The organism is Nonomuraea sp. NPDC054003, from assembly GCF_055585125.1.
The window spans coordinates 411410-437260 of record NZ_JBVJKR010000002.1 but is presented as its reverse complement, the minus strand read 5'-3'; the positions used below and the strand labels follow the sequence as shown (position 1 = coordinate 437260).

Genomic DNA, 25851 nt, shown 5'->3' with positions numbered 1-25851 from the left:
TGCCCACTGTAGGCGCAGCCACTGACATAAACCGTCAGGCCGATCGCTCACCGATGCGCGGGAACGGCGTGGTGGAGAAGACGACCTCCACGGGCACCTCGAAGTATCCGGCGATGCGCAGCGCCAGGTAGAGGCTGGGACTGTATTCGCCGCGCTCCAGGTAGCCGATCGTCTGGTAGTGCACCCCCAGGGCGTCGGCGAGCTGCCTTCGGGTGACACCACGCTCGGCCCGCAGCAGGGCGATGCGGTTGTAGACGTTCTCGCTCATCGTCGCCCATCTTCTCAGCCGATCCGCTGCATGGCGCGGTGACGGCGCTGCTCCATCAGCGAGCCGGACTCGCGCCTGGCCATCCTGCGCAGGATCGGCGGGGCCAGCACCAGCCCGGCCACGGCCCAGGCGACGAGCACGAGCGTGGTCTCGACCGGGCGCCACGAGCCGCCGATCTCCGCGGCGGCGGCCGCGTCGGGCAGCAGCGCCGAGCGCATGCCGAGGCCGAGCCAGTAGAGCGGGAAGACGTGGGCCAGGCCCTGCAGCCAGCCGGCGAGCGCGGTGATCGGGTAGAAGATCCCGGAGATCGCGGTGAGCCCGCCGACGGTCAGCATCACCAGCCCGCCGGCGGCCTGCGGGCTGCCGGCCACGGCGCCGATGACCGCCCCGAGCGGGAGCGCCGACAGGAGGCCGAGCACCGTGATCCAGGCGATGGTGAGCCAGCCGCCCACCCCTGTGCCGGCCAGCTCCGGTACGAGGAACAGCCCGGCGACGAGCAGCACCACCAGGGAGGCCAGGGTGGATATCGAGAGCATGACGACCTTGCCGACGAGGTAGCCGACCATGCCCTGGGGCAGCGCCTTGGCCCTGAGCAGGGTGCCGTCCTCACGCTCGACGGAGAGCGTGCCCACCGCGCCCATGAGCGCGTTGATCGGGATCATCAGGCCGAGCAGGCCGGGCAGCGTGGCCGCCGCCAGGGAGAGGTCGGTGCCGGGCAGGGTGGCGTCGCGCTGGAAGTAGAGCACGACGACGAAGGCCGCGGTGGTGACCACGGTGAAGCCCATGTCCTGCGCGCTGGTCACCTGATGCTTGAACTCCATCCACCCGCGGGTGAGCCCCAGCCGGGCGGCGTGCAGCGTGGGGTTCACGCTTCCTCCCTCTTGACGATGGCCATGTAGGTGTCCTCCAGGGTGGCCCGGCGCACCTCCAGGTCGGTGATCCCGCTGCCGTGCTGCTCGAACAGGCCGCGGACGAAGGCGGTGGCGTCGTCGGTGGCGTGCACGAAGTGCTCGCCGTCGCGGCTCCAGCGCACCTGGGCGTCGCGGGAGACCTGGCGGGTCAGGCTGTCGGGACTGCCGTCGGCGACGATCTTGCCGCCGGCCAGGATGAGGATGCGGTCGGCGAGCTTCTCGGCCTCGTCGAGGTCGTGCGTGGTGAGCAGGATCGTGGTGTCGTCCAGGTCCGACAGGCGGTGCACGAGGTCGTGGAAGTCGCGCCTGGCCTGCGGGTCGAAGCCGGCGGTCGGCTCGTCGAGGAAGAGCACCTCGGGGCGGCCGACGATGCCGATGGCGACGTCGAGGCGGCGCCGCTGGCCGCCGGAGAGCCGGCTGACGCGCTGGCCGGCGTGTTTGCCGAGGCCGACCGCCTCGATCAGGTCGGCCGTGTCGAGCGGCAGCCGCCCGGGCTTCGCGTACGGCACGTAGTAGCGGCTCAGGTGGTGCAGGAGCTGGTGCACCCGCCAGCGGCCGTGGTCGCGCCAGGACTGCAGGACCACGCCGATCCTGGCCCGCCACGCCTCGCCGCCGCGCGCCGGTTCGGTGCCGAGCACCCGCACCCGGCCGCCGGAGGGGATCCGGAAGCCTTCGAGTATCTCGATCGTGGTGGTCTTGCCCGCGCCGTTCGGCCCGAGCAGGGCGATCACCTCGCCGGGCGCGACGGCGAAGTCGACGCCTCGCAGCACCTCCTTGTCGCCGTACGCCATACGCAGGCCACTGACCTCGATCGCGGTGCCCTCGTTCGTCACATTGAGGTCACCGTCCAGTTCTCTGGTGGTGCTCATGACCCCCTCCGATGTAGTAGGACTACTACATTCATAGCACGACTACTACTTCTGGCAATAGACGTACGACACCGCTTTGCAAGCAGATGGCAAGCCTCACCCGATACGGTCTGAATTCGCTTGTAGCGGAAGAGGAAGGTTTCATGTCACGACCCAGAGAGGCCCTGAGGCAGGCGGGCCAGGGCGTAGCCCAAGCGGTCGCCCAAGGTGGAAACGTACGTCAGGCTGTCGGACAGGCCATGGGCCAGGTCGTCCAGCAGTCCGGGCAATACACCAACCAGGTCCAGGGGTTCGCGCTCAACCCGCACGACTTCGCCGCCGCCCGTGACGGCGGCGTGTCGGTCGGCACGCTGATCGAGGCGCGCACCGCCTCGCTCAACGAGGCCGGCGAGATCGTCAACCGCAGCTTCGCCGAGAACGGCATGCACGTCATCTCGCCCGTGGTGATCCCCAAGAGCGGCACCGCCAAGGTCGTCGTCCCCCTGGTCATCCTGGTGGCGCTCGGCCTGATCGGCGCGCTCGGCAACGTCATCCCGAACACCGACCTGTTCTTCGGCCCCCACTACTGGGTGGTCCTGGTCCTGGCCGCGGCGTTCCTGTGGTGGCGGCGCAGCGTGGTGATGGTGCCGGAGGGCTGCAAGGCGCTGATCACCCAGTTCGGCAAGCTGGTGCACATCGCCGACCCGGGCCGGGTGACGCTGTTCAACCCGTGGAAGCGGGTCAGCTACATCGTCAACACCACCCGCGAGTACCCCTTCAACGCGCCCATCAGCGAGGCGCCGACCCAGCAGGGCGTCAAGGCCAGCGTCGACCTGTTCCTGCAGTTCAGGATCGAGAACCCGGCCGAGTTCATCTTCGTGCTCGGCTCGGTGAGCGGCTTCCAGTCCAAGCTCCAGAACGCCATCAGCGAGGTCACCCGTTCCCTCATCTACGCCCAGCGCGCCGAGGAGATCTACGACCTGGTCGGAGAGAGCACGCACGGCATGCTCGACAGCCTGAACCAGCAGTTCCTGCCCGCGGTGCGGCTCACGGACGTGAACATCACCCACGCCGAGCCCTCCAGCCAGGAGTACCGCATGGACCTGGCCGCCCCCGAGATGGTCCGGGTGGCCAAGGAGGCCTACACCTACGAGTACGAGCTCAACCTGCGCAAGGAGCAGAACGAGGGCGACCTGGTCAAGGAGCTGGCCGGGCTGCAGGAGACGCTGAGCGCCATCCAGGCTGAGATCGCCGGCTACCAGGCGCGGATGGACACCGCGCTGGAGCGGGCCACCCACCAGGCCACCGCTCAGGCCAGGCAGCGCCTGGTCGAGGCCGAGTCCGAGGCCAAGGCCAACTCGGCGCTGCTGGAGGCGCAGGCGCTGGACATCCGGGCGCTGAGCGCGGCCGAGGCGCCGGAGATCCTCGACTACCGCTTCCAGCAGGACCTGCTGGACAAGCTGGAGTCGGTCGCGAACCGGCTGCCGCAGGTGGTGCACGTCGGCGAGCAGAGCGACATCGACTTCCTCCAGCTGGCCCAGAGCCTGGTCGGCGGCAAGGAGGCGGTGCTGTTCACGCCCGAGGACATGGCCGCCATCCGCGTCAGGCTGCAGCAGATCGGCACCCGCGTGTCCGGTCGTGAGGCGGAGATCAACGCGCTGCTGAAGCGGGTCGCCGACGAGGTCACGGAAGCCCCGGACCTGGAGATCACCACGGAGGTCGAGCGATGAGCCGCGAGTTCTCGAAGATCAAGGAGTCGCTGGCGTCCTGGTCGGAGATCCGCCAGCTGCTGCGCGGCGGCGAGCAGGGCCAGCTCGTGCCCGTCGTCATCCCCAAGGACCGGCGCGGCTTCAGCTGGATGATCCTGATCTTCCTGGCCGTCTACTTCGCCGGCATGGCGGTGCTGACGGACTGGACCGTCCTCGCCGCGCTGGCCGCGCTGTTCTTCCTGGTCGTCGCGCTGCTCACGATGTGGCGGCGGGCGATCATCGAGATCGAGGAGGGCACCACCGGGGTGCGCAGCCGCTGGGGCGCGATCGTCTCCACGCTGCCTCCCGGCCGGCATTACCTCTGGCTGCCCTGGGACCGGGTGGACGCGGTCGTCGACACCTCGACCGAGATCCCGTACTCGGCACCGATCGTGGCCTGCCCGACGGCGGAGAACGTGCCGCTGAAGTCGATCGAGTTCTTCCTGAAGTTCCGCATCGTGGACCCGGTGGCGTTCGTCCGTACGATCGGCGCCGGCAACTTCGACCTGGTGCTGTCCAGCGCCGTGCAGGACGCGATCCGGCAGCGCAGCCGCAGGGTGAACACCGAGCGGGCCTACGACCTGCGCGGCTCGGACGTGGGCGACATGCAGGACGCGCTCAACCGCCAGCTCGGCCGCTACGGGGTGCGCGTCACCGGCGCCAACATCCCCGACGTGCAGCTGCCCGATCAGTACCAGCAGCACCTGTCCACCCGCGAGAAGGTGGCCAAGGAGCTGCAGGCGTACGAGCGCGAGTGGGAGCTGACCCGCAAGCGCCGCATCGACACCCTGCTCATGGAGATCGAGCGGGCCAAGAAGACCCGCGACGCCCGCGTGGTCGAGGTCAAGGCCGCGCACAACACGGCGCGCAAGGACGTGGCCCGGATGCTGGAGGAGCAGGAGACCGAGGCGCAGCGGGTGCGCTGGGAGATCGAGGCACGCGGCCGCGCCGAGCTGACCGCCGCCGAGAACGAGGCCAAGGCGCTGCGCCGGCTGGCCGACTCCTACCGCGACAACCGGGCCGTGCTCCAGTACGAGCTCGCCCGCAGGCGCCTCGACGTGGGCGCCACCCTCGCGGAGAAGGCCCCGCAGCCGCTGGTGGTCCGCACCCAGCAGGGCGGCGGCGACTCCGCGTTGTCCACGCTTCTGCTGGCCCAGTTGCTCCCCCGGATCTCGGCCAACGGCAGGAGCCTCGGGGCACAACCACCCACCACATAGGAGAACCCCCATGGTGTTCCGCAAGCTGATGGCCGCGTTCGGCGCGGGCGTCGAGGTAGACACGGTCCTGTCGAACGCCAGCGTCCGCCCCGGCGAACCGCTGCGCGGGGTGGTCCACTTCCGCGGCGGCGGCTCCGACTACAAGGTGGAGGCCATCACCGTCGACCTGACGGCCGTGGTGGAGGTCGAGTCCGGCGACAGCGAGTACAAGACGACCTACAGTTTCCTGCGCCAGCAGGTATCGGGCCCGCTGCAGCTGGCGGCCAAGGCCGAGCACCGGCAGCCGTTCGAGCTCCTGGTGCCGTGGGAGACGCCGATCAGCGCGATCGGCGGCCACCCGCTGCACGGCATGCGGCTCGGCGTGCACACCGAGCTCGCGCTCGCCGGCGCACTCGACAAGGGCGACCTGGACCCGCTGTTCGTCAACCCGCTCCCGGCCCAGGACCACGTGCTCGCCGCGCTGGACCGGCTCGGCTTCCGGTTCAAGAAGGCCGACCTGGAGCGGGGCACGCTGCACGGGTCGACGATGCCGTTCTTCCAGGAGATCGAGTACTACGCGGGCGGCTCGTGGCGGCGCCACTTCAACGAGCTGGAGCTGACGTTCATCGCCGGCCCGCGGCAGATGGACGTCATCCTGGAGGCCGACCAGCGCGACGGCTTCCTGCGTGCCGGCCAGGACACCTACAACCGCTTCACCGTCCGCTACGACGAGCACCCTGCGGGCGTCGACCAGGCCCTCCAGCGCGGCCTGGAGTCAATGGCGCGCAGGCGCGGCTGGTTCTAGCCCTTCCTGGCCACCGCCAGCAGGTGGCCGCTCACGCCCAGCAGTGACGGCACCGATTCGAGCCGACGGGCGGCGTCGAGCAGCAGCTCGCGCCGCCCTTCGTCGTCCAGCCACACGTCGATGTCGCCGTACAGCCAGAACGCGCCCTCCAGCCCGTACCGGACGGGCTCGGCGAGCCCGGCGTCGGCGAACTCCCCGATGATCTCGTCGGGGTCGTGGAAGAAGCCCCGGAACCCGCCCTCCCGAGGGGACACCATGAGCCCGGTGTCCGCGGCGTGGTACTCGGCCGCCAGATGCTCCGGCCGCAGCGCGAAGCCGCGGGCGAACCCGTCGTGCAACCCGGAGAAACGGCTGATGAACGCCGCCACCACCACCCCACCGGGCCGCACCGCCCGGCGCGCCTCGGCCAGCGCCCGCACCCGGTCGTAGCGCTCGGTCAGGTGGTAGAGCGGCCCGAGAAGCACCACCGCGTCGGCCCCGCCGTCCGGCGCGGGCAGCGCGCGGGCGTCGCCCAGCCGCGCGGTGACCCCAGGCAGCCGCTCGGCCCGCGCCACGTGCAGCGGCACCGGGTCGATCAGCTCCACGTCGTAGCCGTCGGCGGCCAGCCACTCCGCGTGCACGCCCGTACCGCCCCCCACGTCGAGAACCCTGGCGGGAGCCGGCTGTGCGAAGGAGCGCCGGTGTCAGGACTGAGGAGAGAGGGAGCGAAGCGACCGAACGACGAGGGAAGACACCGGATCTCAGCGACTGAGCCGCGATCCGAAGGATCGCCGTTGAACACAGAGGGTCTCCGGGTCGATGGTCATGGCCGTTGATCCTCAACGGTACGGGGGACGCGCTTTCCCTGTGCTAGCCCCTGGCCTGGCAGCGTCGTTACCATGACGGCGGGACTGACTGTTCGTCGGACGGGGCAGCGATGGCACGGTTCGTGGGGGCGTTGAAACGGATCGCGCCGTGGGCGGTCCAGAACGCCGACGTCGCCATCGCGTTGCTGCTGGCCGTCGTGGTGGGCGTGCTCGGTATCATGCCCGACGAGATCTTCGGCGACAACGGCGCCACCGTGCAGACGCAGCTCGTCAGCGCCGCGACGCTGGTGATCCTGGCGCTGGTGGCCACCGCGCTGCTGCGCGACCGGGCCCGCCAGGCGCCGATGGAGGCCATCACCTCCGACGTGCTCGGCCGGCTGCCGACCAGGCTCGACCGGCTGGAGCAGATCGAGTCGCTGGTCGACCGTACCCGCAAGGCGCTGGACGCGCTGCAGCTCGTCCGGGTGCTGGGCAGCTCGCAGGAGATCGCGCAGGCGCACGCCGAGGCGCGCGAGGACACCACGCGGTGGAGCTTCAAGGGCGGCACCGGCACCTACCTGCGCGCCGTCACCCTGCCCGCGTGCGTGGCGGCCGCCCGCCGCGACAAGCGCCACCTGACCGTGCGCATCGAGGTGATCGACCCGGCCGACGTCGAGGTCTGCGAGACGTACGCGCATTACCGGCGGTCGCTGTCCGACCTGCCCGACGGCACCGGCGAGCGGTGGACCACCGACCGGGTCAGGAAGGAGTCGTACGCGACCATCCTGGCGGCGTTCTGGCACCGGCAGCGTTACGGGCTGCTCGACATCGGGGTGGGCCTGTCGTCGACGATGACCACGTTCCGCTGGGACCTGTCCAGCAGCCGCCTGATCATGACGGTCGAGGACCCGAACCGCGCGATGACGGCGCTGGCCGGCACCTTCTACTACGAGAACTGCGACACCGAGCTGCGGCTCAGCTTCGAGCAGGCGCGCCGGGTCCCGCTGGACAAGTACCGGAGCGTGCAGCTCGGCGACGAGCCCACGATCGAGGAGGTGCAGGACCTGTTCGAGCGGATCGGCGTGCCGTTGCCCAAGACCTACAACGGCCGCGACGTCGTCGACATCGCCCGCAAGGCGCTGCGCGCGGTCGACCCCTATGGCGAGCCGCTGCGGGAGACGGCGGTCCCATGAGCTACGGCGGCGTCTTCCAGCGGCTCGCGCGCGGCGAAGCCAGGGCCTGGGCTCTGGCGGCGATCTCCGGTGACGGTCTGCGCGGCGTGCGCCACCCGCTCGGATTCGTCTGCCTGCCGCTGGAGCGCGACGGCGGCGAGGGGGTATGTATCCATCTGTGGTCCGACTCGCTGGCGCCCGCGCGCAGCACCACCTCGCAGATCCACTGCCACAGCTGGGATCTGGTCAGCCACGTCCTCTACGGCCAGGTGCGCAACGTGCACGCCGTGGTGACCGACGCGGGTCACGACGCCACGCACCGGGTGTTCGAGGTCGTCAGCGGGCCGGGCGGCGACCGCATCTCCCCCACCCCGCGCACCGTCCGTCACGAGACGGGCCTGGTGGAGGTGTTCGGGCCCGGCGACACCTACACGCTGCCGTCCGGACGCTTCCACAGCAGCGTCGTCCCCGAGGGCGGGGAGACCGCCACGATCGCGCTCGGCCGGAGCCGTCCGGGCAGCCGCGACCTGTCGCTCGGCCCGCTCCGCACGGGCGGCCACCACGTGCCGAGGCAGGCGCTCGACACCGCGGAGACGGCGCTGGCCGTCCGACTGATAGCCGCCCACCTGAGCTGAGGGGTTCCCGATGGATCTGGATCACGCCCGCGCGGTCGCCGTCGAGGCCGCCGAGGCCGCGGGGGCGCTGCTCCTGGAGGGCACCCGGGGCGCGGTCGGAGTGCGCCAGAAGGGCGACGCCGGCGACGTGGTCACCGATCTCGACCTGGCGTCGGAGGAGCTCCTGGCCGGCCGGATCCTGACGGCGTTCCCGTCACACTCGGTGATCGCCGAGGAGTCGGGCCTGCTGGGCGCCGCGGGCGGCGAGTGGACGTGGCTGGTCGACCCGCTCGACGGCACCAACAACGTGGCCATCGGCCTGCCCGCCTACGTGGTCGGGCTGGCGCTGTGCCGGGCCGGCCGGCCGGTGCTCGGCGTGGTGCACGACCCGGTGACGGCGCGGACGTGGTCGGCGATCCAGGGCCGCGGCGCGCTGGCCCCGTCGGGGTCGCGGCTGTCGGCGTCCTACCGGCCCTCTCCGCACGGGCCGCTCCTGGCTTGGACCCAGGGGTATGCTGTGAGCAGGCAAGACGCCAGAGCGTGCCTGCTGAAGTCGGCCCTGGAGCTGAGCGCCAGACGAGTGCTGCAGCTGTGGGCCCCGTTGCTGCAGTGGGTGATGCTCGCCCGTGGCGACATCGACGGCATCGTCGGCTACCGCGCGGAGGCGATCGATCTGCCGGCCGGGGCGCTGATCGCCCAGGAGGCGGGCATCGAGATCCGGGCGCTCGACGGCGGGCCGTTCGAGGAGAGCATCGACGGCGGCGCCGGAGATCGTAGTTTCGTGGCCGCGCACCCCAAGGCCCTGCCGGGCCTGCTGGCCCTTGTCAGCTGACCATCCGGCGAGGTGGGAAGGTCGATGACTTCCGTCTGCCGTCGATGTCGATGAAGAGGGTGCTTGGAAGCGGCACCGGAGGGAAAGGAGAGATCACCATGGCGACCATGCTGACCGATGTGACCGTAAGCGAGCCGGCGCGGGTGCTCTTCGCCTCCGCTGCGCAACCGTCCGACGCCTTCACCCCCGAGCGGATCCGTGCGGCCGCCTTCCGGAATCGGCTGGTGACGGCATGACCAATGAGCGGGGGAAGGACTGGGCCCATCCGTGGTTCGCGGTCGTGGTGGGGCCGCGCCCGTCGGAGCAGGTTCCGGAGGAGGACGAGCGCCGCAGGCGCCGCCGCCCTCCCCGGCCGGTGAAGCTCCGGCGCACTACTTGAGCAGGTGCTCGCACGTGCCCTTGCCGGAGGCGACCTTCTCGCCGTCCACGGTGATCCGGCAGGCGGCGGGCTGGAACTGGCCGTTCGCGTCCCGTACGGACCCTGACACGAGGGTGATCAGCCGGCCGGCCTTCTGCTCGGCGGCGGTCAGCTCGATCTCGGCGGTCTTCGACCAGGGCAGGTCCGCGTCGTTCTCGGTGCCGTTCGTGTCGAGGTGGTAGACGATCGGCTGGGCGGAGGTGCCCTTGCCGAGCACTTCCAGCTTGACCTGGCGCACCGCCAGGGCGGAGGCGTCGTCCGTGGCCGGGAGGGTGTCGGCGGACGCCGTGGAGGGCGCCGCTTCCGAGGGGGCGGCGGTGTCGGTGGCGCCGCCGCAACCCGCCAGCGCCATGATCATGGCGAGCGCTGCGATGGTCATCTTTCGTGATTCGGGCATGGCGCCCATTGTCGCGAACCCTTGACGGCTCGTTCGGGACTATCCGAAAGTCACCAGCGCCCACGTGGTGGTGACCAGCCCGACGACGGCCAGACCGGCCCCGGTGAGCAGGAAGCGGCGCATCGGCACCCGCAGGCCGTGGCGGCGGCACGACTCGAACCAGAGCAGCGTGGCCAGCGACGCCCACGGCGTGATCACCGGCCCCACGTTGGTGCCGACGAGCAGGGCGAACAGCTGGCCGCGGTCGCCGGGCGGGATGACCTCCTCCACGGCCTTGTACGCGGGCAGGTTGTTGATGACGTTGGACAGGCCGGCGCCGACGGCGGCTGTCCTGTACGGGTCGCGGTCCGTGCCGAGCAGCCAGTTCATCAGGTCGGCCAGCCCGTAGCGGCTCAGCGTGGGCACCACCAGGAACAGCCCGGTCACGAAGACGAGCAGTTGCCAGGGCACCAGCCCCCAGGTGAGCCGGGCGCGGTCGCGCACGGCGAAGGCGACCACCACGACCAGCGCCGCGGCGACCGCGGCGACGCCGACCTCCACCCGGGCCAGCAGGGCCACGATGAACAGCAGGCACGCGGCCGAGGCGGCGCCGAACAGCACGCGGTCGCCGACCGGCTGCAGCACGGGCGGGGTGTAGCGCAGCTCACGCCGCTCGCCGCGGCGCCAGAAGAACGCCCACAGGAACGCCATCGTCACCACGATCGAGACGAGCTGGGGCGCCCACATGCGGGCGGCGAACTCCAGCGGCGACAGCCCGATCTCGTCCATGGCGAGCAGGTTGGTCAGGTTGGACACCGGCAGCAGCAGGCTCGCGGTGTTGGCGAACCAGATGGTCGTCATGGCCAGCGGCAGGGCGGCGATGCGGGCCCGGGACGCCAGGGCGAGCATGACGGGGGTGAGGAGGACGGCAGTCGTATCGAGATTCAAAAATATCGTGATAAATGACGCGAAGGCAGTGCAGAGCAGGAAGAGCGCGACGTAGTTCCCGCGGCCGAGCACCGCCACCCTGGCCGCGATGGCGTCGAAGACCTGGGCCTCCTTGGTCAGCTCGGCGAGCACGATGATGCCGACCAGGAAGACCAGCAGCGGCCCGATCTCCGCCAGGCTCTCGGCGGCGTCGGGCAGCGGGAGCAGGCCGGTCGCCACGAAGAGCAGGCCGAGCGCGAGCAGCCCGATCCTGATCCAGTCGAGCACGCCAAGACGACGCAACACGAGGACGATGATCGCACACGGGCTGCGAAAGGCCGATCCCACGCGTGATACTGGACGGATGGCGCGTGACGGCAGGCCGACCCAGATCTTCGTCAGCTACTCCCCCGCCGACACGGCGTGGGCCACCTGGATCGCCTGGGAGCTGGAGGCGGCCGGCTACCGGACGATGATCCAGGCATGGGACTTCGTGCCCGGCACCAACTTCATCGACTTCATGGACCGCGGGGTCAGCGAGGCCGGGCTGGTCGTGGCCGTGCTCTCGCGCAACTACCTGAGCTCGCGCTACGGGCGGATGGAGTGGCAGGCGGCGCTCCGCGCCGATCCCGACAACCCGTCCAACAAGCTGATCACGATCCGGCTGGAGGACGTGCGGCTCGAAGGGCTGCTGTCCACGATCACCTGGGTCGACCTGCTGGGCGTCACCGACGCGGGGCAGGCCAGGGCGCTGCTGCTCGGACGGGTGCGCGAGGCGCTGGCGGGCCGGGCCAAGCCGGAGGCCGCGCCGGCGTTCCCCACCGGCACGAGGACGGTCGCCGGCCCCGTGCCCTCGCTGCCGCCGCCCGGCGAGCGGTCCAGGGCGCGCCGCACGCCGGTGTCGGCGCCGAAGTTCCCGCCCGCCACGGGCCCGCATCCGGCGCGCGAGTCCGTCAGCGTGCTCCACATCGGCGGTCCGCGCTTCGGCCGGGCGCTGCCCGACCCCGGTGAGCCGTTCACGCCGGAAGACATGCAGGCGCGCATCTGGGCCGACCTGACCTCCATGTACGACCGGGGGATGCCGCGGCCCGACCTGATGGTGGTCAGCGGCGACCTGACGGAGTCGGGCACCCTCGGCCAGTTCGGGCAGGCCACCCGGTTCGTCACCGACCTGCGGATGCTGATCGGGCTGGAGCCGCACCGGCTGGTCATCGTGCCGGGGCCGCGCGACGTGACGAAGGCCGCGGCCAGCGCCTACTTCATGACGTGCGAGGCCGACGACGTGCGCCCCCAGCCGCCCTACTGGCCGAAGTGGCGCCACTTCGCCGGCCTGTTCGAGGAGGTCTACCAGGGGCTGGACGACCGGGTGTTCGACGGCGGGCAGCCGTGGACCCTGTTCGAGGTGCCCGATCTGAAGGTGGTGGTGGCCGGGCTCAACTCGACCATGGCCATGAGTCATCTCGAGCGCGACGCGTACGCGATGCTGGGCGAGGCGCAGGCGGCCTGGTTCGCCGAGCGGCTGCGCCCCTACGAGGAGCGGGCGTGGCTGCGGCTCGGCGTGCTGGGCCATCCGCCCGACGCGCTGCACGACGCGCCCGCGTACGACCGGCTGCTGGCGCACCGGCTCAACCTGCTCTTCCAGAGCGGCGGGCAGGGGGGCGAGCTGGCAATCGCCGCGCCGCGCTCCGGCCGCCACCACGTCGTGGAGATCACCTCCGGCGGCGTCAGGATGTGGCTGCCCGACGGCGGCGAGCCGGAACGGTCCCCGAGGGCCTGGCGGGCCGCCCGCGCCACGTTCGCGGGCGAGACGCCCCCCGCGCGGCTGCCCGCCCCGCCCGCCGGGCGCGGACAGCCCGACGGGCGCCAGCCGAGCCCGGTCGACCTGCTGCTCGACCGGATCACCGAGGTGTGCGAGGCCAGGCACGAGCGGGCCAGGATCCGCCGGCTGCGCGACCACCTGGTGGTCACCCATCCTGAGGACGGGTTCGTCCGGCAGACGATGATCGGCGCCCACGTCGGCGACCTGACGGCCGAGGACGCGACGGCCTTCGTGCGGCAGGCGCACGCCACGGAGCTGGCGGCGGAGCTGGTCTACCAGGGGCCGCCCCCGCCACGCGCGCTGCGTGAGGACCTGATGCGGCGCGGGGTGCGGCTGCGCAGCTTCACCGAGTTCCAGGGCCTGCTCGACCTGTCCGGTTACGTGGCCGAGCAGACGGCCAGGCTGACCACCGACCGCCGCTACCCGCCCGATCTGTACGTGCCGCAGCGCTACCGCGAGCTCGACCGGCCGGGCGGCCAGGTCAGGCCGGGCCTGACCGACGAGCTGATGCGGCTGCTGTCGGCCGACCACGGCCGGTTCCTGCTGCTGCTCGGCGACTTCGGCCACGGCAAGACGTTCGCGCTGCGCGAGCTGGCCCGGCGCATCCCGGCCGAGCTGCCCCACCTGACGCCGATCCTCATCGAGCTGCGCGCCCTGGACAAGTCCCACTCGGTCGACGGGCTGGTGGCGGCCCACCTGGCCAACCACGGCGAGGAGGTCATCGACCTGAAGGCGTTCCGCTACCTGCTGCGCCAGGGGCGGATCGTGCTGCTGTTCGACGGGTTCGACGAGCTGGTCACCCGGCTCACCTACGACCGGGCGGCCGACCACCTGGCGACGCTGCTGGCCGCGGCGGAGGACAAGGCGAAGATCGTGGTCGCCAGCCGCACGCAACACTTCAAGTCGCACAGCCAGGTGCTGACCTCGCTCGGCGAGATGGTGGGCGTGCTGCCGCAGCGGCGGGTGCTCGGGCTGGAGAACTTCACCCGCGACCAGATCCGCTCCTACCTGCACAACCGGTTCGCCCGCGAGGACGAGGCGGCCGCCCGCATGTCGCTGATGGAGGGCATCGAGGACCTGCTGGCGCTGGCCAGGAACCCGCGCATGCTCACCTTCATCGCCGACCTCGACGCCGAGCGGCTGCGCACGGTCGCCGAGGCCCGCCACACGATCAGCCCGGCGCTGCTGTACGAGCAGATCCTGGAGGCGTGGCTGGCCTTCGAGGAGCACCGGGCCAGGATGCCCGGCTCGGCGGCGGCGCTGACCAAGGACGAGCTGTGGCAGGCGGTGACGGCGCTGGCGCTGCGGCTGTGGGAGACCGGCGAGTCGCTGCTCGGCGTCGAGGAGCTGACCGAGATCGCCGAAACGCTGGCCGACCTGGCGGGCGGCCAGCTCACCCCCGCGCACACCGCGTACGCGATGGGGTCGGGCAGCCTGATGGTCCGCACCGAGGAGGGCATGTTCGGGTTCATCCACGCCTCGGTGATGGAGTGGCTGATCGCCCGGCACGTCGCGGCGACGCTGGAGGCGCCGGCGGTGCTGTCGCGGCGGCCGCTGTCGGCGCTGACCGTGGAGTTCCTGTGCGACCTGGCCGACGTGCGGGCGCTGCGCGCGTGGGTCGCCGACCCGCCCGCCGACGACGTGGCCAGGGCGAACGCCGTCAAGATCGCCGCCCGGCTGCGCACCCCCGCCAGGGCCGACCTGCGCGGCGCGAACCTCAAGGGCGAGGACCTGTCGGCCAGAGACCTGCGGGAGGTCGATCTGACCGGCGCCGACCTGACCGAAGCGACGCTGGCCGGCACCAACCTGTCCAGGGCGGTGCTGCGCGACGCCCGCCTGGTCGGGGCCAGGCTGGACGGCGCGGTGCTCGCCGGCGCCGATCTGACGGGCGCCGACCTGTCGGGGGCGCGGCTGGCCAGGACCGACCTGAGCGACGCGGCCGTGTCCGGCGCCCGCTGGCACCGGGCCGCGCTGATCGACGTGCGCGGCACGCTCCCGCGCCTGCCGGGCGCCGCCGTGGTGCCCGGCCAGCCGGTGGAGACCCAGCTGGCGCCTGCCGAGATCGGGGTCCCGTACGGCTATCACTTCCAGACCAGCCGGCTGCCCGAGCCGATCGCCTACAGCCCCGACGGCGCGACGATCGCGATCGGCCACGACGACGGCGGGGTGCTGCTGTGCGTCGGCGGGCTGCCGGTGCGCACGCTGCAGGGACACTCCGGGCGGGTGTACGCGGTCTCGTTCGCCGGCGGCCTGCTGGCGAGCGGCGCGAGCGACGGCACCGTGGTGTTGTGGGACGCGCTGACCGGTGAGCGGCTGCGCACGCTGACCGGTCACTCCGACGGCGCCTGGCCGGTGCGGCTCAGCCCGACGGGCGAACTGCTGGCGGTGGGCGGCGGCGACGGCGTGGTCCGGGTGTGGGACACCGCGACGGGCGAGCCCGTCCACCTGCTGGCCGGCCACCAGGCCCCGGTCTACACGGCCTCGTTCGGCGGGTCGGCGCTGGTGACGGGCGACTCGGCCGGCGTGGTCCGGGTGTGGGACCTCACGTCCGGAGAGCTCGTCACGACGCTCGACGGGCACCGCGGCGGCGTCTACCGCGCCGTGCACGCCCCCGGCGGCGCGCTGCTGGCCACCGGCGACGAGGCGGGCACGCTGCGGCTGTGGGACACCCGCACGTGGGAGCGGCGGCACGCGCTCACCGGCCACCGGGGCAGCATCTACTGCGTCACGTTCTCCCCCGACGGTTCGCTGGTGGCCACCGGCGACACCTCGGGCGACGTGCGGCTGTGGGAGACGTCCGGCGAGTTCCGCGGCCTGCACACCACCCACGCGGCGGCCGTCTACCAGGTGGCGTTCTCACCCGACGGGCACACGCTCGCCACCGGCGATTCCGGCGGCGTGGTCCGGCTGCAGACCGTGGGCGGCCCGCACCGCACCGAGCTGACCGGCCACCGCAGCTCGGTGTGGCCGTTCGCGTGGCGGCCCGACGGCGGGCAGCTCGCCACCAGCAGCAACGACGGCACCGTGCGGCTGTGGGACCCGGTGTCCGGCAAGTGCCAGCGGGTGCTGCGCGGCCATGGCAGGCGCATCACCTCCGTACGGTTCAGCGCCGACGGCACGATGCTGGCCACCAGCGGCAACGACGGCGTGGTCCGCATCTGGGAGCCGCGCACCGGGCGGAAGCTGACCGAGTTCACCGGCACCTCCGACCGGCTCATCTCCGCGCTGTTCTCCCCCGCGGGCCCGCTGCTCGCCGCCTCCAGCAACGACGGCGGCGTGCACTTCTGGAACGTGACGACCCACGAGTACGAGCGCGAGCTGAACACCGAGACCGACCACGTGTGGGCCGAGGCGTTCAGCCCCGACGGCACCATGCTGGCGACTGCCAACGACGACGACAGCGTGCGCGTCTGGTGGCGCTCCACGGGCCGGCTGGTCACCAACCTGGCCGACCACCGCGGCCGGGTCCGCTCGATCGCCTTCAGCCCCGACGGCCGCTACGTCGCCACCGGGTGCGACGACCGTCGCGTACGGATCTGGCACGTGGAGTCCGGCGGCCGGGTGGCCACCCTCGACGGGCACACCGACCGGGTGTACGCGGTGGCGTTCTCGTCGTCGGGCCGCCTGCTGGCGAGCGCCGGCAACGACGGCCGGGCCCTGGTGTGGGAGCTACGGCCGGGCCAGCCGTGGCATCCGCTGCTGCGGCACACCCTCGACGGCGGCCGGGGCCGGCTGTGGAGCGTCGCCTTCGACGCGTCCGGAGAGCGGCTGGCGACCGGCGGCGACGACCTGACCGTGCGGGTGTGGGACGCGGAGTCGGGGCGGCTGCTGCACCGGCTGGAAGGGCACGCGCGGCGGGTCTGGTCGGTGGCCTTCAGCCCGGTCTCCGACCTGCTGGCCACGGCGGGCGACGACGGGGCGGTCATCCTGTGGCAGGGCGCGGAGCGGCTGGTGACGCTGCTCGGGCTGCCGGAGGGCTGGGCGGCGCTCGCCCCCGACGGGCGCTACAAGGTGCACGGAGAGACGGCGGGGCAGTTCTGGCACGTCGTCGGCATGTCGAGGTTCGAGCTGGGAGAGCTGGACGCCTACCTGCCGGGGGTGCGCCAGGTGCCGCTGGACTCGCCGTTCTAACCCCGGGCGGCGCGCTCCAGCAGCTCGGCCCAGACCTCGTCGGCCCGGGCGTCCAGGTCGTCGAGCGATCCCTCGTTGGGGATCACGACGTCGGCCACGGCCAGCCGGTCCTCGCGGCTCGCCTGGGCGGCGATGCGGGCCTTCGCGTCGTGCTCGGCCATGCCGCGGTGGTCGGCCAGACGGGCGATGCGCACCTCGTCGGCCGCGTCGACCACGATGACCACGTCGTACATGCCCGCCAGGCCGTTCTCGGCCAGCAGCGGCACGTCGTAGACCACGATCGCGTCGTCGGGCGCCTCGCTCTGCAGCCGGGCGACCCGCTCCCCCACCAGGGGATGCACGATCGCGTTGAGCGCGGCGAGCTTCTCCTGGTCGGCGAAGACGATCGAGCCGAGCTTCTCCCTGTCGAGCGAGCCGTCGGGGCGGAGCACCTCCTCGCCGAACGTCGCCACCACCCGGGCCAGGCCGGGGGTGCCCGGCTCGACCACCTCGCGGGCGATCTTGTCGGCGTCGATGACCACGGCGCCCCTGGCGGACAGCCTCTTGGACACCTCGCTCTTGCCCGAACCGATGCCGCCGGTGAGCCCAATCTTCAGCACAGCGGCAGCCTACCGGTGGGTCAGCGCCTCAGGTGGACGAGGGTGAGGTGATCGTCCATGCGCTCGCGGCGGGTCTCGCGGTAGCCCAGGCGGCGGTAGAGGCGCAGGTTGCCCTCCGACAGGTGGCCGGTGTAGAGGTCGAACGCCGTCGCCTCCGGGACCTCGTCGTGCAGCGCCCGCAGCAGGGCCGTCCCCAGCCCTTCCCCCTGCCGGTCGGGCGCCACGACGAGCCGGCCCACCAGGCAGGTGGTGCCCGACAGGGCGCCGCGCACCGCGCCGACGATCCGCCCGGCCTCGACGGCCTTGAGCGCGAGGCCGGTCTCGATGGCCTTGCGGACCTGCTGGACGGACTCCACCAGCGGCGGGATGTACGGGTCACCGTAGAGTTGGGCCTCGCTCACGTAGGCCGCGCGCTGGAGGGTCAGGATCTCGCCGGCGTCCTCCGCCCTGGCCCGCTGGATCTCCACGCCGAGCACCCTACACGCGTCGCCGCCCTCCCCACGCCCCTGAAAGCTCCCGTGACGCCCGGACGGCACGTCCTCCGAGGAAGGGGCCGGGGAGCCTCCTCGCCGCCGTCAGGGCGATCTCGGCGTCCGCACGCGAGAAGGCCCCGCACGATGCCGTGCGGGGCCTTCTCGGTGACGTGCTACCAGGAGATCAGCTCTGGCCGCCCGCGAGCTTCTCGCGGAGGGCCGCCAGCGCCTCGTCGGAGGCGAGGGCGCCGCCGGCCGGGGCCGACTGGCCGCCGCCCTGCTGACCCTGCGGCTCGCCGTAGGACGTGGGAGCCGCTTCGCCCGCCTCGGCCTCGGCCTTGCGAGCCTCCTCGATCTGCTTGCGGTGGGCCTCGTAGCGCGTCTGGGCCTCGGCGTACTGCCGCTCCCACTCCTCACGCTGCTTGTCGAAGCCCTCCAGCCACTCCCCGGTCTCCGGGTCGAAGCCCTCGGGGTAGATGTAGTTGCCCTGGTCGTCGTAGGTGGCCGCCATGCCGTAGAGGGTCGGGTCGAACTCGACCTCGGCGCCGACGCCCTCGTTGGCCTGCTTCAGCGACAGGCTGATGCGGCGACGGTCGAGGTCGATGTCGATGATCTTCACGAAGATCTCGTCGCCGACCTGGACGACCTGCTCCGGGATCTCCACGTGGCGCTCGGCCAGCTCGGAGATGTGGACCAGGCCCTCGATGCCCTCCTCGACCCGGACGAACGCGCCGAACGGCACCAGCTTGGTGACGCGGCCCGGCACGACCTGGCCGATCTGGTGGGTGCGGGCGAACTGCTGCCACGGGTCTTCCTGGGTCGCCTTGAGCGACAGGGAGACGCGCTCGCGCTCCATGTCGACGTCCAGGACCTCGACCGTGACCTCCTGGCCGACCTCGACGACCTCGGACGGGTGGTCGATGTGCTTCCAGGACAGCTCGGACACGTGGACCAGACCGTCAACGCCGCCGAGATCGACGAAGGCGCCGAAGTTGACGATCGAGGACACGACGCCCTTGCGGACCTGGCCCTTCTGGAGGGTGTTGAGGAACGTCTGGCGAACCTCGGACTGCGTCTGCTCCAGCCAGGCACGGCGCGACAGGACCACGTTGTTGCGGTTCTTGTCGAGCTCGATGATCTTGGCTTCGAGTTCGCGGCCGACGTACGGCTGCAGATCGCGGACACGGCGCATCTCGACGAGGGACGCCGGGAGGAAGCCGCGGAGGCCGATGTCGAGGATGAGACCACCCTTGACGACCTCGATGACGGTGCCGGTGACGATGCCGTCCTCGTCCTTGATCTTCTCGATCGTGCCCCAGGCGCGCTCGTACTGAGCACGCTTCTTGGACAGGATCAGGCGGCCCTCCTTGTCCTCCTTCTGGAGAACGAGGGCTTCGACGTGTTCGCCGACCTCCACGACGTCAGCCGGATCGACATCGTGCTTGATCGAAAGCTCACGCGAGGGGATGACTCCCTCGGTCTTGTAGCCGATATCGAGAAGGACCTCGTCTCGATCGACCTTGACGACGGTGCCCTCGACGATGTCGCCGTCGTTGAAGTACTTGATGGTCTCGTCGATCGCGGCGAGGAAGGCTTCCTCGGACCCGATGTCGTTGACCGCTACCTGCGGGGTGCTCGAGGTGGCCTCAGTGCTGGACGTCATGTGTGGAATTGCTCCGAACGCGGACAGGATGTCGATGTGGCGGACGCGCGGCAGGCCCTCTTCCGCATCAAGCCGAGGAATTACGACATCGACGAGACCGAGCGCGAGCCCGCTCCGTCTGAGGCGCGCGCGAGCCCACAGCGCAGCGATCAGCATATGAGACCAGAGCGGCGGGGTCAATCCGGCCAGGACATTCGCCACATCTAGTAGCTGTTGATCAGGAGACCGCGCTTGGCCCCGATATTACCCCTAAGTCGGGCCGGGACGGAGATCCGCCCGGGGTCGCCGTCGGACACGTACCGCTCACGGGGATGCTTGTCCAGCCACTCCAGCCAGTGCTGCGAGCACCACTTGCGGCATTCTCCCTTCTTGCCGTTGCTCTGGATCCGCTGGATCGCGCCACGATCGAATTTTTTCGCGTACGGCGAAAGCGACGGCTCCGCCCCGGCCAGGAAGACCCCGTCGAAGGCGTATCGGGTGCCCTCCCACGCGCCGGAGCGCGCGGCCTTCTTCTTGCGCGGCATGGACCCGTACGGCAGCGCCATGGTCTTGGCCGGACCGGCGCCCAGGCGGACGAGCAGGCGCTCCAGCTTGGCGAGCTGCTTGCGGACGGTTCGCGTGGGCACGGCCCGGAGGTTGGGGTGGCCCCAGGTGTGGTTGGCCACCTCGAACCCGTTGCCGGCCAGCCAGCGCACGGCCGCGGCCTGCTCCTGCTCGGTCCGCAGGCCGAACGGCGTGTGGTTGATCCAGAACGTGGCCACGGGCCGGAAGTCCGGATATCTGGCCGCCGTCTCCAGGATGATCGCCACGGCCGTGTCGGGTTTGACGTTGCCGTGGGCGTCGAGCCCGAAGTGGCTGGGGTGCCCGTCGTCGAAGGTGAGCACGACGGGGAACTTCCCGGCCGGCACCCGGATGTCGCCGGCGGCGAACTCCCTGGCGCTGATCGGCACGTACCCCTGCCGGGCGAGCTTGTCCAGCTCCTTCCTGAACTGGGCGGGGGTGCGGTCGATGGACGCCTGCCGCTTCCTGACGATCCGGTGGTACATGATCACCGGGATCTTACCGAGCTCGTTGGCCTTGACCTCGCGGGCGAGCTCGGGCGTGGCGACGATTCCCGGCGGCGGCGTCGCCTCGGTGACCGCTGTGGTGGGCGCGGTGGGCGCGGGCGTGGCACGCTGGGGTAACGCCGCGGGTGGCGGTGCGGGCTCGCCGGAGATCAGCAGGAGCCCGATGATCGCCGTCACCACGACCACGACGTTCGCCAAGCCGATGATGCGCGCCTGGAACGATGTGGACCACACAGAACTCCCGTACCGCTCGGGGAAATCGAACCCACAGAGTAGTCCAGAACCACCGCGGACCTCTGAGCCCTACGGGTTACCCGGTCAAAAGAGGGCAAACCCGGCAGGAGTCAGTGGCCGGCGTCCTCCCAGGTGCGGCCCACGCCGATCGACACCTCCAGCGGCACCCGGAGGTGGTAGGCGGCGTTCATCTGGTCGGTGACGAGCTGCCTGAGCGTCTCCAGCTCGCCGGGCGCCACCTCGAACACCAGCTCGTCGTGGACCTGGAGCAGCATCCGCGAGGACAGCCCCTCCTCGCGCAGCGCCTGGCGCACGTGGAGCATGGCGACCTTGATGATGTCGGCCGCCGAGCCCTGGATGGGGGCGTTGAGCGCCATCCGCTCGGCCATCTCGCGGCGCTGGCGGTTGTCGCTGGTCAGGTCGGGCAGATAGCGGCGGCGGCCCATCATGGTCTCGGTGTAGCCGTTGGTGCGGGCCTGGCGGACGATCTCCTGCAGGAAGTCGCGCACGCCGCCGAACTCCTGGAAGTATTCCTCCTTGAGCGCCCGGGCCTCGGCCACCGGGATGTTGAGCTGCCCCGACAGCCCGAAGTCGGACAGCCCGTAGGCCAGGCCGTAGTTCATCGCCTTGATGCGCGCCCGCAGCTCGCCGTCGATCTGCTCGGGCGACAGGTCGAACACCCGCGCGGCGGTCGCCCGGTGGAAGTCGTGGCCCGACTCGAAGGCGGCGATCAGCGACTCGTCGCCCGACAGGTGGGCCATGATCCGCAGCTCGATCTGGCTGTAGTCGGCGGTCAGCAGCGTCTCGTAGCCCTCGCCGACGACGAAGCCCTGCCGGATGCGGCGGCCCTCGGCGGTGCGGATCGGGATGTTCTGCAGGTTGGGCTTCTCGGACGACAGGCGGCCGGTCGCGGCGATGATCTGGTTGAACGTGGTGTGGATGCGGCCGTCGTCGGCGATCTCCTTGATCAGGCCCTCGACCGTGGTGCGGAGCTTGGTCTGGTCGCGGTGGCGCAGCATGATGACCGGCAGCTCGTGGTCGGTCTGGGTGGCCAGCCAGGCGAGCTGGTCGGCGTCGGTGCTGTAGCCGGTCTTGATCTTCTTCGTCTTGGGCAGGCCCAGCTTGGTGAACAGGATCTCCTGCAGCTGCTTGGGCGAGCCCAGGTTGAACTGCTCGCCGACGACCCGGTGGGCCTCCTCGACGGCGTGCTTGACCGCGGCGCCGAACTCGGCCTCCAGGCCGGTGAAGTAGTCGCGGTCGACGGCCACGCCCGCCCGCTCCAGCTCGGCCAGCACGGTCAGCAGCGGCAACTCGACGTCGGTGAGCAGCTGGGTGCCGCCGCGGCCGGTCAGGAAGGCCTCCAGCGCGTCGGCCAGCTCGCGCACCGCGTGGGCGCGCAGCGCGAGGTCCTTGGCGGGGGCGTCCTCGTCGTCGCCGAACAGCGCGGCCTGGCCGCTGGGCTCCTCCTCGGCGCGCAGGTCGCGGTGGAGATAGCGCCTGGCCAGGTCTTCGAGGGCGAACGTGCGCTGGCCCGGCATCGCGAGGTAGGCCGCCAGCGCGGTGTCGCAGGTGAGACCGCGCAGGTCGAGGCCCTGCGCCCACAGGGCCAGGATCGGGCCCTTGGCGTCGTGGACGGCCTTGGGCCTGGACTCGTCGGCCAGCCAGGCGCGCAGCGCCGCCTCGTCGGCCTCGGTGAGCTTGGCCGGGTCGAGGTGGGCGGCGGTGCCGTCGGGCGAGGCGACGGCGATGGCGTCGACGCGGCCGGTGCCGCTGCCGTAGGAGCCCTTGAAGGCCAGGCCGGCGCGGCCCTCGGGCATGGCCGACAGCCAGCCCGGCACCCGGTCGGGGCCGAGGATCACGGTCTCGACCTCGAAGCCCTGGTCGGGCTCCTGCTCGCCGGTGCCGAGCGTCTTGAAGACGCGCTCGCGCAGCTCGCCGCGGATCTGGAGGGTGTCGAACAGCTTGTTGAGCTCCTCGCGGTCCCACGCGCCCTGCTTGAGCTCGGCGGGCTCGGCCTCGACCACGACGTCGCGCAGCAGCTCGGTGAGCCGGCGGTTCATCAGCACCTGGGCGACGTGCTCGCGCAGCTTGTCGCCGACCTTGCCCTTGACCTCGTCGACGCGGTCGACGAGCGCGGTGAGCGAGCCGTACTCGCGCACCCACTTGGCGGCGGTCTTCTCGCCGACGCCGGGGATGCTGGCCAGGTTGTCGCTGGGGTCGCCGCGCAGCGCGGCGAAGTCGGGGTACTGCCGCGGGGTGAGGCCGTACTTCTCCTGCACCGCCTCGGGGGTGAAGCGGGTCATGTCGCTGATGCCGCGCCGGGTCATGAGCACGGTGACGTCGTCGTCGACGAGCTGCAGCGCGTCGCGGTCGCCGGTGACGATGAGCACGCTCATGCCCTCCGCGGAGGCGCGGGTGGCCAGGGTGGCGATGAGGTCGTCGGCCTCGAAGCCGGGCTTGGACAGCCGCGGGATGCGCAGGATGTCGAGCAGCTCGTAGATGAGCTGCATCTGGCCGCGGAAGTCTTCGGGCGTCTCCGCCCTGTTGGCCTTGTAGGCGGCGTACTCCTCGTGCCGGAAGGTCGGCTCCGAGCGGTCGAAGGCCACCGCGATGTGCGTCGGCTGCTCGTCGCGCAGGATGTTGGTCAACATCGACGTGAACCCGTAGACCGCCTCGGTGTGCTGACCGTCGGTGGTCATGAGGTTGGCGTCCTTGAGCGCGTAAAAGGCGCGGTAAGCCAGGGAATGCCCGTCGAGCAGCAGCAGGCACGGGCGGCTGGGGGTCACTTCACTCTTCGGCACACAGGCAGCCTAGTCTGCGACTACGACAGAAAACCCGAGCTGGAAAGACTGGAGGCGTCCCCTTGACGCAGATCGATCCCGCGGTCGGCCTCGCCTTCGTCCGTGACAAGACCGGCGTGCTCGCCGAGCGCATGGGCATCGAGTTCCTGGAGGCCACGCCGGAGCGGGTGGTCGCCCGCATGCCGGTGGAGGGCAACACGCAGCCGTACGGGCTGCTGCACGGCGGCGCATCGGTGGTGCTGGCCGAGACGGTGGGCTCGACCGGCGCGGCGCTGCACGCCGGGCCCGGCAGGATCGCGGTCGGCGTCGAGATCAACGCCACCCATCACCGCTCGGCGACGTCGGGGTTCGTCACGGCCGTCGCCACTCCCCTGCACGCCGGGCGTACGCTCGCCAGCTACGAGATCGAGATCTCGGACGAAGCCGGGCGGCGGGTGTGCACCTCGCGCCTCACATGCATGCTGCGTGACGCCTGAGTCCTTTGCGTGACTTTTGTCCGCCCTTTGCGCATGCCCCCCACAGGTCGCTACGGTTGTGTGCACTAGAGCCCGCGGGGAGGCCGAGTAGATAACAGGTGAGGCCGGGGAAAGCCTTGCATGGCCCCAAAGGCCGCCCCTCGGGCTCTTTCATTCCCCCCTCGGATCGTTAGCAATCTGTGACTCTCACCTGCCAGGTGCAACCCTCGATTTAGCCCCTGACCTGCCACCTTCGTTTGCTCACATGAGTGACACACACATGTCACTAAATGGTGACGAAGGATACTGAACCGGGCGTACGCGAAATAAGCTCCCGCCACAGCATCCCAGTTGTGCCTGCGATGCCCGCGTGTCGAGATGGAGGGGCACAACCCCGCCTTGACCTAATTGAGGGAGCACCATTGCGCAGAGCCGTGATCGCGTTCACGGCCTTCCTGGGTGGACTCATCCTGCTGCTCACCGTCCCGGCCCATGCGGCCGCACCGGAACAGAGCCTCAGGGGAACACTCACATTCCAAGGCCAGCCAGTGAACGGCGTGAAGATCGTGGTTACCACCGAAAGCGGGCAACCCGTTCAGGAGGTCACCAGCAACGCCCAGGGCACGTGGGAAGTGCCGATCGAGGAACCCGGCCAGTACAAGGTCACACTGGACGCCGCCACGCTCCCGCAGAACATGGCGATCCGGGGGGGCAACAACCAACGCGCCCCGACCGTGTACGAAGGCAACCCGACCACCGTCTTGTTCGCCCTGCAGGCCAAGGCCGCGGACGGCGCGGCGGCGCCCGACGAGGGCGGCGGCAGCGCGTTCTGGCAGCGCGCGGCGCAGCTGACTTTCGAAGGCTTCAACCTGGGGCTGATCATCGCCCTGGCGGCGCTCGGCCTGTCGCTCATCTACGGCACCACCGGCCTGACCAACTTCGCCCACGGCGAGCTGGTCACCCTGGGGGCCTTGCTCGCCTATCTTGTGAACGTTCCCTTCGGCCTGCACATCATCCCGGCCGCGGTCATCGCGGTCATGCTGGCCGGCGGGATCGGGTACGCGCAGGACCGGTTCTTCTGGGGCCAGCTGCGCAGGCGCGGCACCGGCATCATCGCCGCGATGATCGTCTCGATCGGCGTGGCGCTGTTCATGAGATACCTGTTCCTCATCCTGTTCGGCGGCGAGACCCAGGCGTACGCCCAGTACAACGCCCAGGCCGGCCTCCAGCTCGGCCCCATCTCGGCCACGCCGAAGAACCTCATCTCGATGGGCATCGAGCTGATCGTGCTCATCGCCGTCGGGTTCGCCCTGCTGCGCACCCGTACCGGCAAGGCCGCCCGCGCGGTCGCCGACAACCCGGCGCTGGCCGCCTCCTCGGGCATCAACGTCGACCGGATCATCCGCATCATCTGGACCGGCGGCGGCGCCATCGCGGCGCTCGCGGGCGTCATGCTCGGCCTGTCGCAGAACCTGAAGTTCACGATGGGCCAGGAGCTGCTGCTCCTCATCTTCGCCGGCGTCACGCTCGGCGGCCTCGGCACCGCCTTCGGCGCGCTCATCGGCTCGATCATCGTCGGCCTGTTCATCCAGGTCTCGACGCTGTGGATACCACCGGAGCTCAAGAACGTCGGCGCGCTGGCCGTGCTCATCCTCGTGCTCCTCTTCCGGCCGCAGGGCATCCTCGGCCGCCGAGAGCGGATCGGCTGA

21 protein-coding genes and 1 pseudogene are annotated in these 25851 nt (G+C 70.9%); 11 read left to right on the top strand and 11 right to left on the bottom strand.

Features of this window, described 5'->3' with window-relative positions; genetic code table 11:
- Nucleotides 1-34: 34 nt before the first annotated feature.
- Genes ACZ6YG_RS06210 through ACZ6YG_RS06200 form a run of 3 tightly spaced genes read right to left on the bottom strand, consistent with a single transcriptional unit; the run spans nt 35 to nt 2048 of the window.
- A complete protein-coding gene (locus ACZ6YG_RS06210) occupies nt 35-268 on the bottom strand; it encodes a helix-turn-helix transcriptional regulator (protein ID WP_148032597.1) in 234 nt (77 codons plus the stop codon).
- 14 nt (nt 269-282) lie between these two features.
- Entirely contained in the window at nt 283-1137 is an 855-nt protein-coding gene (locus ACZ6YG_RS06205) for an ABC transporter permease (RefSeq protein WP_187281242.1), read from the bottom strand.
- On the bottom strand, nt 1134-2048 hold the full coding sequence (locus tag ACZ6YG_RS06200) for an ABC transporter ATP-binding protein (protein ID WP_187281243.1): 915 nt from the start codon (nt 2046-2048) through the stop codon (nt 1134-1136). Before ACZ6YG_RS06200 ends, ACZ6YG_RS06205 begins: the two co-directional genes overlap by 4 nt.
- Before the next feature lie 143 nt (nt 2049-2191).
- Here ACZ6YG_RS06200 and ACZ6YG_RS06195 point away from each other — a divergent pair, with 143 nt between their 5' ends.
- From ACZ6YG_RS06195 to ACZ6YG_RS06185, 3 genes are read left to right on the top strand one after another with little or no spacing between them, the layout of a single operon-like run.
- A complete protein-coding gene (locus ACZ6YG_RS06195; RefSeq protein WP_148032598.1) occupies nt 2192-3757 on the top strand; it encodes an SPFH domain-containing protein in 1566 nt (521 codons plus the stop codon).
- Nucleotides 3754-4992, top strand: a complete 1239-nt coding sequence (locus ACZ6YG_RS06190; RefSeq protein WP_148032599.1) for an SPFH domain-containing protein — start codon at nt 3754-3756, stop codon at nt 4990-4992. The genes ACZ6YG_RS06195 and ACZ6YG_RS06190 overlap by 4 nt, the downstream gene beginning before the upstream one ends.
- A 10-nt stretch (nt 4993-5002) precedes the next feature.
- Entirely contained in the window at nt 5003-5776 is a 774-nt protein-coding gene (locus ACZ6YG_RS06185; protein ID WP_466017350.1) for a sporulation protein, read from the top strand.
- Here ACZ6YG_RS06185 and ACZ6YG_RS06180 read toward each other — a convergent pair.
- Nucleotides 5773-6441: pseudogene (locus ACZ6YG_RS06180) on the bottom strand (class I SAM-dependent methyltransferase); the annotation flags it as partial. The gene ACZ6YG_RS06185 and the pseudogene ACZ6YG_RS06180 overlap by 4 nt on opposite strands.
- Before the next feature lie 251 nt (nt 6442-6692).
- Here ACZ6YG_RS06180 and ACZ6YG_RS06175 point away from each other — a divergent pair.
- The 5 genes from ACZ6YG_RS06175 (at nt 6693) to ACZ6YG_RS06155 (ending at nt 9558) form a co-directional block, all read left to right on the top strand.
- Nucleotides 6693-7754, top strand: coding sequence for a hypothetical protein (locus ACZ6YG_RS06175; RefSeq protein WP_246639253.1), 1062 nt, complete (start codon nt 6693-6695; stop codon nt 7752-7754).
- Nucleotides 7751-8368, top strand: coding sequence for a hypothetical protein (locus ACZ6YG_RS06170; protein WP_148032601.1), 618 nt, complete (start codon nt 7751-7753; stop codon nt 8366-8368). Before ACZ6YG_RS06175 ends, ACZ6YG_RS06170 begins: the two co-directional genes overlap by 4 nt.
- Before the next feature lie 10 nt (nt 8369-8378).
- Nucleotides 8379-9179: an inositol monophosphatase family protein gene (locus ACZ6YG_RS06165; RefSeq protein WP_466017349.1), complete on the top strand. Its 801-nt coding sequence runs from the start codon at nt 8379-8381 to the stop codon at nt 9177-9179.
- Between the two features lie 98 nt (nt 9180-9277).
- Complete coding sequence (locus tag ACZ6YG_RS06160) at nt 9278-9415, top strand: hypothetical protein (RefSeq protein WP_187281244.1); 138 nt, start codon at nt 9278-9280, stop codon at nt 9413-9415.
- Nucleotides 9412-9558 carry a hypothetical protein gene (locus ACZ6YG_RS06155; protein ID WP_187281245.1) on the top strand — a complete coding sequence of 49 codons (147 nt, stop codon included), beginning with the start codon at nt 9412-9414 and terminating at the stop codon, nt 9556-9558. Before ACZ6YG_RS06160 ends, ACZ6YG_RS06155 begins: the two co-directional genes overlap by 4 nt.
- Here ACZ6YG_RS06155 and ACZ6YG_RS06150 read toward each other — a convergent pair.
- Entirely contained in the window at nt 9551-9994 is a 444-nt protein-coding gene (locus ACZ6YG_RS06150) for an MmpS family transport accessory protein (protein WP_466017348.1), read from the bottom strand. The two genes, ACZ6YG_RS06155 and ACZ6YG_RS06150, sit on opposite strands and share 8 nt — an antisense overlap.
- Nucleotides 9995-10033: 39 nt before the next feature.
- Entirely contained in the window at nt 10034-11206 is a 1173-nt protein-coding gene (locus tag ACZ6YG_RS06145; protein ID WP_261808658.1) for an ArsB/NhaD family transporter, read from the bottom strand.
- Between the two features lie 58 nt (nt 11207-11264).
- Between ACZ6YG_RS06145 and ACZ6YG_RS06140 the strand changes: the two genes are divergently transcribed.
- Complete coding sequence (locus tag ACZ6YG_RS06140) at nt 11265-16850, top strand: WD40 domain-containing protein (protein WP_466017347.1); 5586 nt, start codon at nt 11265-11267, stop codon at nt 16848-16850.
- Here the strand turns inward: ACZ6YG_RS06140 and coaE are convergent.
- The 5 genes from coaE to polA form a co-directional block, all read right to left on the bottom strand.
- Nucleotides 16847-17449 carry a dephospho-CoA kinase gene (coaE, locus tag ACZ6YG_RS06135; RefSeq protein WP_148032605.1) on the bottom strand — a complete coding sequence of 201 codons (603 nt, stop codon included), beginning with the start codon at nt 17447-17449 and terminating at the stop codon, nt 16847-16849. The two genes, ACZ6YG_RS06140 and coaE, sit on opposite strands and share 4 nt — an antisense overlap.
- 20 nt (nt 17450-17469) lie before the next feature.
- Nucleotides 17470-17916 (bottom strand): GNAT family N-acetyltransferase, encoded by a 447-nt coding sequence (locus ACZ6YG_RS06130; RefSeq protein ID WP_261808659.1) that lies wholly within the window; start codon nt 17914-17916, stop codon nt 17470-17472.
- A 190-nt stretch (nt 17917-18106) separates the two neighbouring features.
- Entirely contained in the window at nt 18107-19585 is a 1479-nt protein-coding gene (gene rpsA, locus ACZ6YG_RS06125; protein ID WP_148032607.1) for a 30S ribosomal protein S1, read from the bottom strand.
- Between the two features lie 203 nt (nt 19586-19788).
- Nucleotides 19789-20886 carry a polysaccharide deacetylase family protein gene (locus ACZ6YG_RS06120; RefSeq protein WP_466017346.1) on the bottom strand — a complete coding sequence of 366 codons (1098 nt, stop codon included), beginning with the start codon at nt 20884-20886 and terminating at the stop codon, nt 19789-19791.
- A 110-nt stretch (nt 20887-20996) separates the two neighbouring features.
- Complete coding sequence (gene polA / locus ACZ6YG_RS06115) at nt 20997-23687, bottom strand: DNA polymerase I (protein ID WP_466017345.1); 2691 nt, start codon at nt 23685-23687, stop codon at nt 20997-20999.
- A 62-nt stretch (nt 23688-23749) separates the two neighbouring features.
- Here polA and ACZ6YG_RS06110 point away from each other — a divergent pair, with 62 nt between their 5' ends.
- Both ACZ6YG_RS06110 and ACZ6YG_RS06105 read left to right on the top strand, forming a co-directional pair.
- Complete coding sequence (locus tag ACZ6YG_RS06110) at nt 23750-24163, top strand: PaaI family thioesterase (protein ID WP_372452401.1); 414 nt, start codon at nt 23750-23752, stop codon at nt 24161-24163.
- Between the two features lie 536 nt (nt 24164-24699).
- Nucleotides 24700-25851, top strand: a complete 1152-nt coding sequence (locus ACZ6YG_RS06105) for a branched-chain amino acid ABC transporter permease (RefSeq protein WP_261808660.1) — start codon at nt 24700-24702, stop codon at nt 25849-25851.

Excerpts from the sequence above, each read along its gene's own strand:
- ACZ6YG_RS06210 (WP_148032597.1), bottom strand. The coding sequence starts at position 268 with ATGAGCGAGAACGTCTACAACCGCATCGCCCTGCTGCGGGCCGAGCGT.
- ACZ6YG_RS06200 (WP_187281243.1), bottom strand. The coding sequence starts at position 2,048 with ATGAGCACCACCAGAGAACTGGACGGTGACCTCAATGTGACGAACGAG.
- ACZ6YG_RS06195 (WP_148032598.1), top strand. The coding sequence starts at position 2,192 with ATGTCACGACCCAGAGAGGCCCTGAGGCAGGCGGGCCAGGGCGTAGCC.
- ACZ6YG_RS06190 (WP_148032599.1), top strand. The coding sequence starts at position 3,754 with ATGAGCCGCGAGTTCTCGAAGATCAAGGAGTCGCTGGCGTCCTGGTCG.
- ACZ6YG_RS06185 (WP_466017350.1), top strand. The coding sequence starts at position 5,003 with ATGGTGTTCCGCAAGCTGATGGCCGCGTTCGGCGCGGGCGTCGAGGTA.
- ACZ6YG_RS06175 (WP_246639253.1), top strand. The coding sequence starts at position 6,693 with ATGGCACGGTTCGTGGGGGCGTTGAAACGGATCGCGCCGTGGGCGGTC.
- ACZ6YG_RS06170 (WP_148032601.1), top strand. The coding sequence starts at position 7,751 with ATGAGCTACGGCGGCGTCTTCCAGCGGCTCGCGCGCGGCGAAGCCAGG.
- ACZ6YG_RS06165 (WP_466017349.1), top strand. The coding sequence starts at position 8,379 with ATGGATCTGGATCACGCCCGCGCGGTCGCCGTCGAGGCCGCCGAGGCC.
- ACZ6YG_RS06160 (WP_187281244.1), top strand. The coding sequence starts at position 9,278 with ATGGCGACCATGCTGACCGATGTGACCGTAAGCGAGCCGGCGCGGGTG.
- ACZ6YG_RS06155 (WP_187281245.1), top strand. The coding sequence starts at position 9,412 with ATGACCAATGAGCGGGGGAAGGACTGGGCCCATCCGTGGTTCGCGGTC.
- ACZ6YG_RS06150 (WP_466017348.1), bottom strand. The coding sequence starts at position 9,994 with ATGCCCGAATCACGAAAGATGACCATCGCAGCGCTCGCCATGATCATG.
- ACZ6YG_RS06140 (WP_466017347.1), top strand. The coding sequence starts at position 11,265 with ATGGCGCGTGACGGCAGGCCGACCCAGATCTTCGTCAGCTACTCCCCC.
- rpsA (WP_148032607.1), bottom strand. The coding sequence starts at position 19,585 with ATGACGTCCAGCACTGAGGCCACCTCGAGCACCCCGCAGGTAGCGGTC.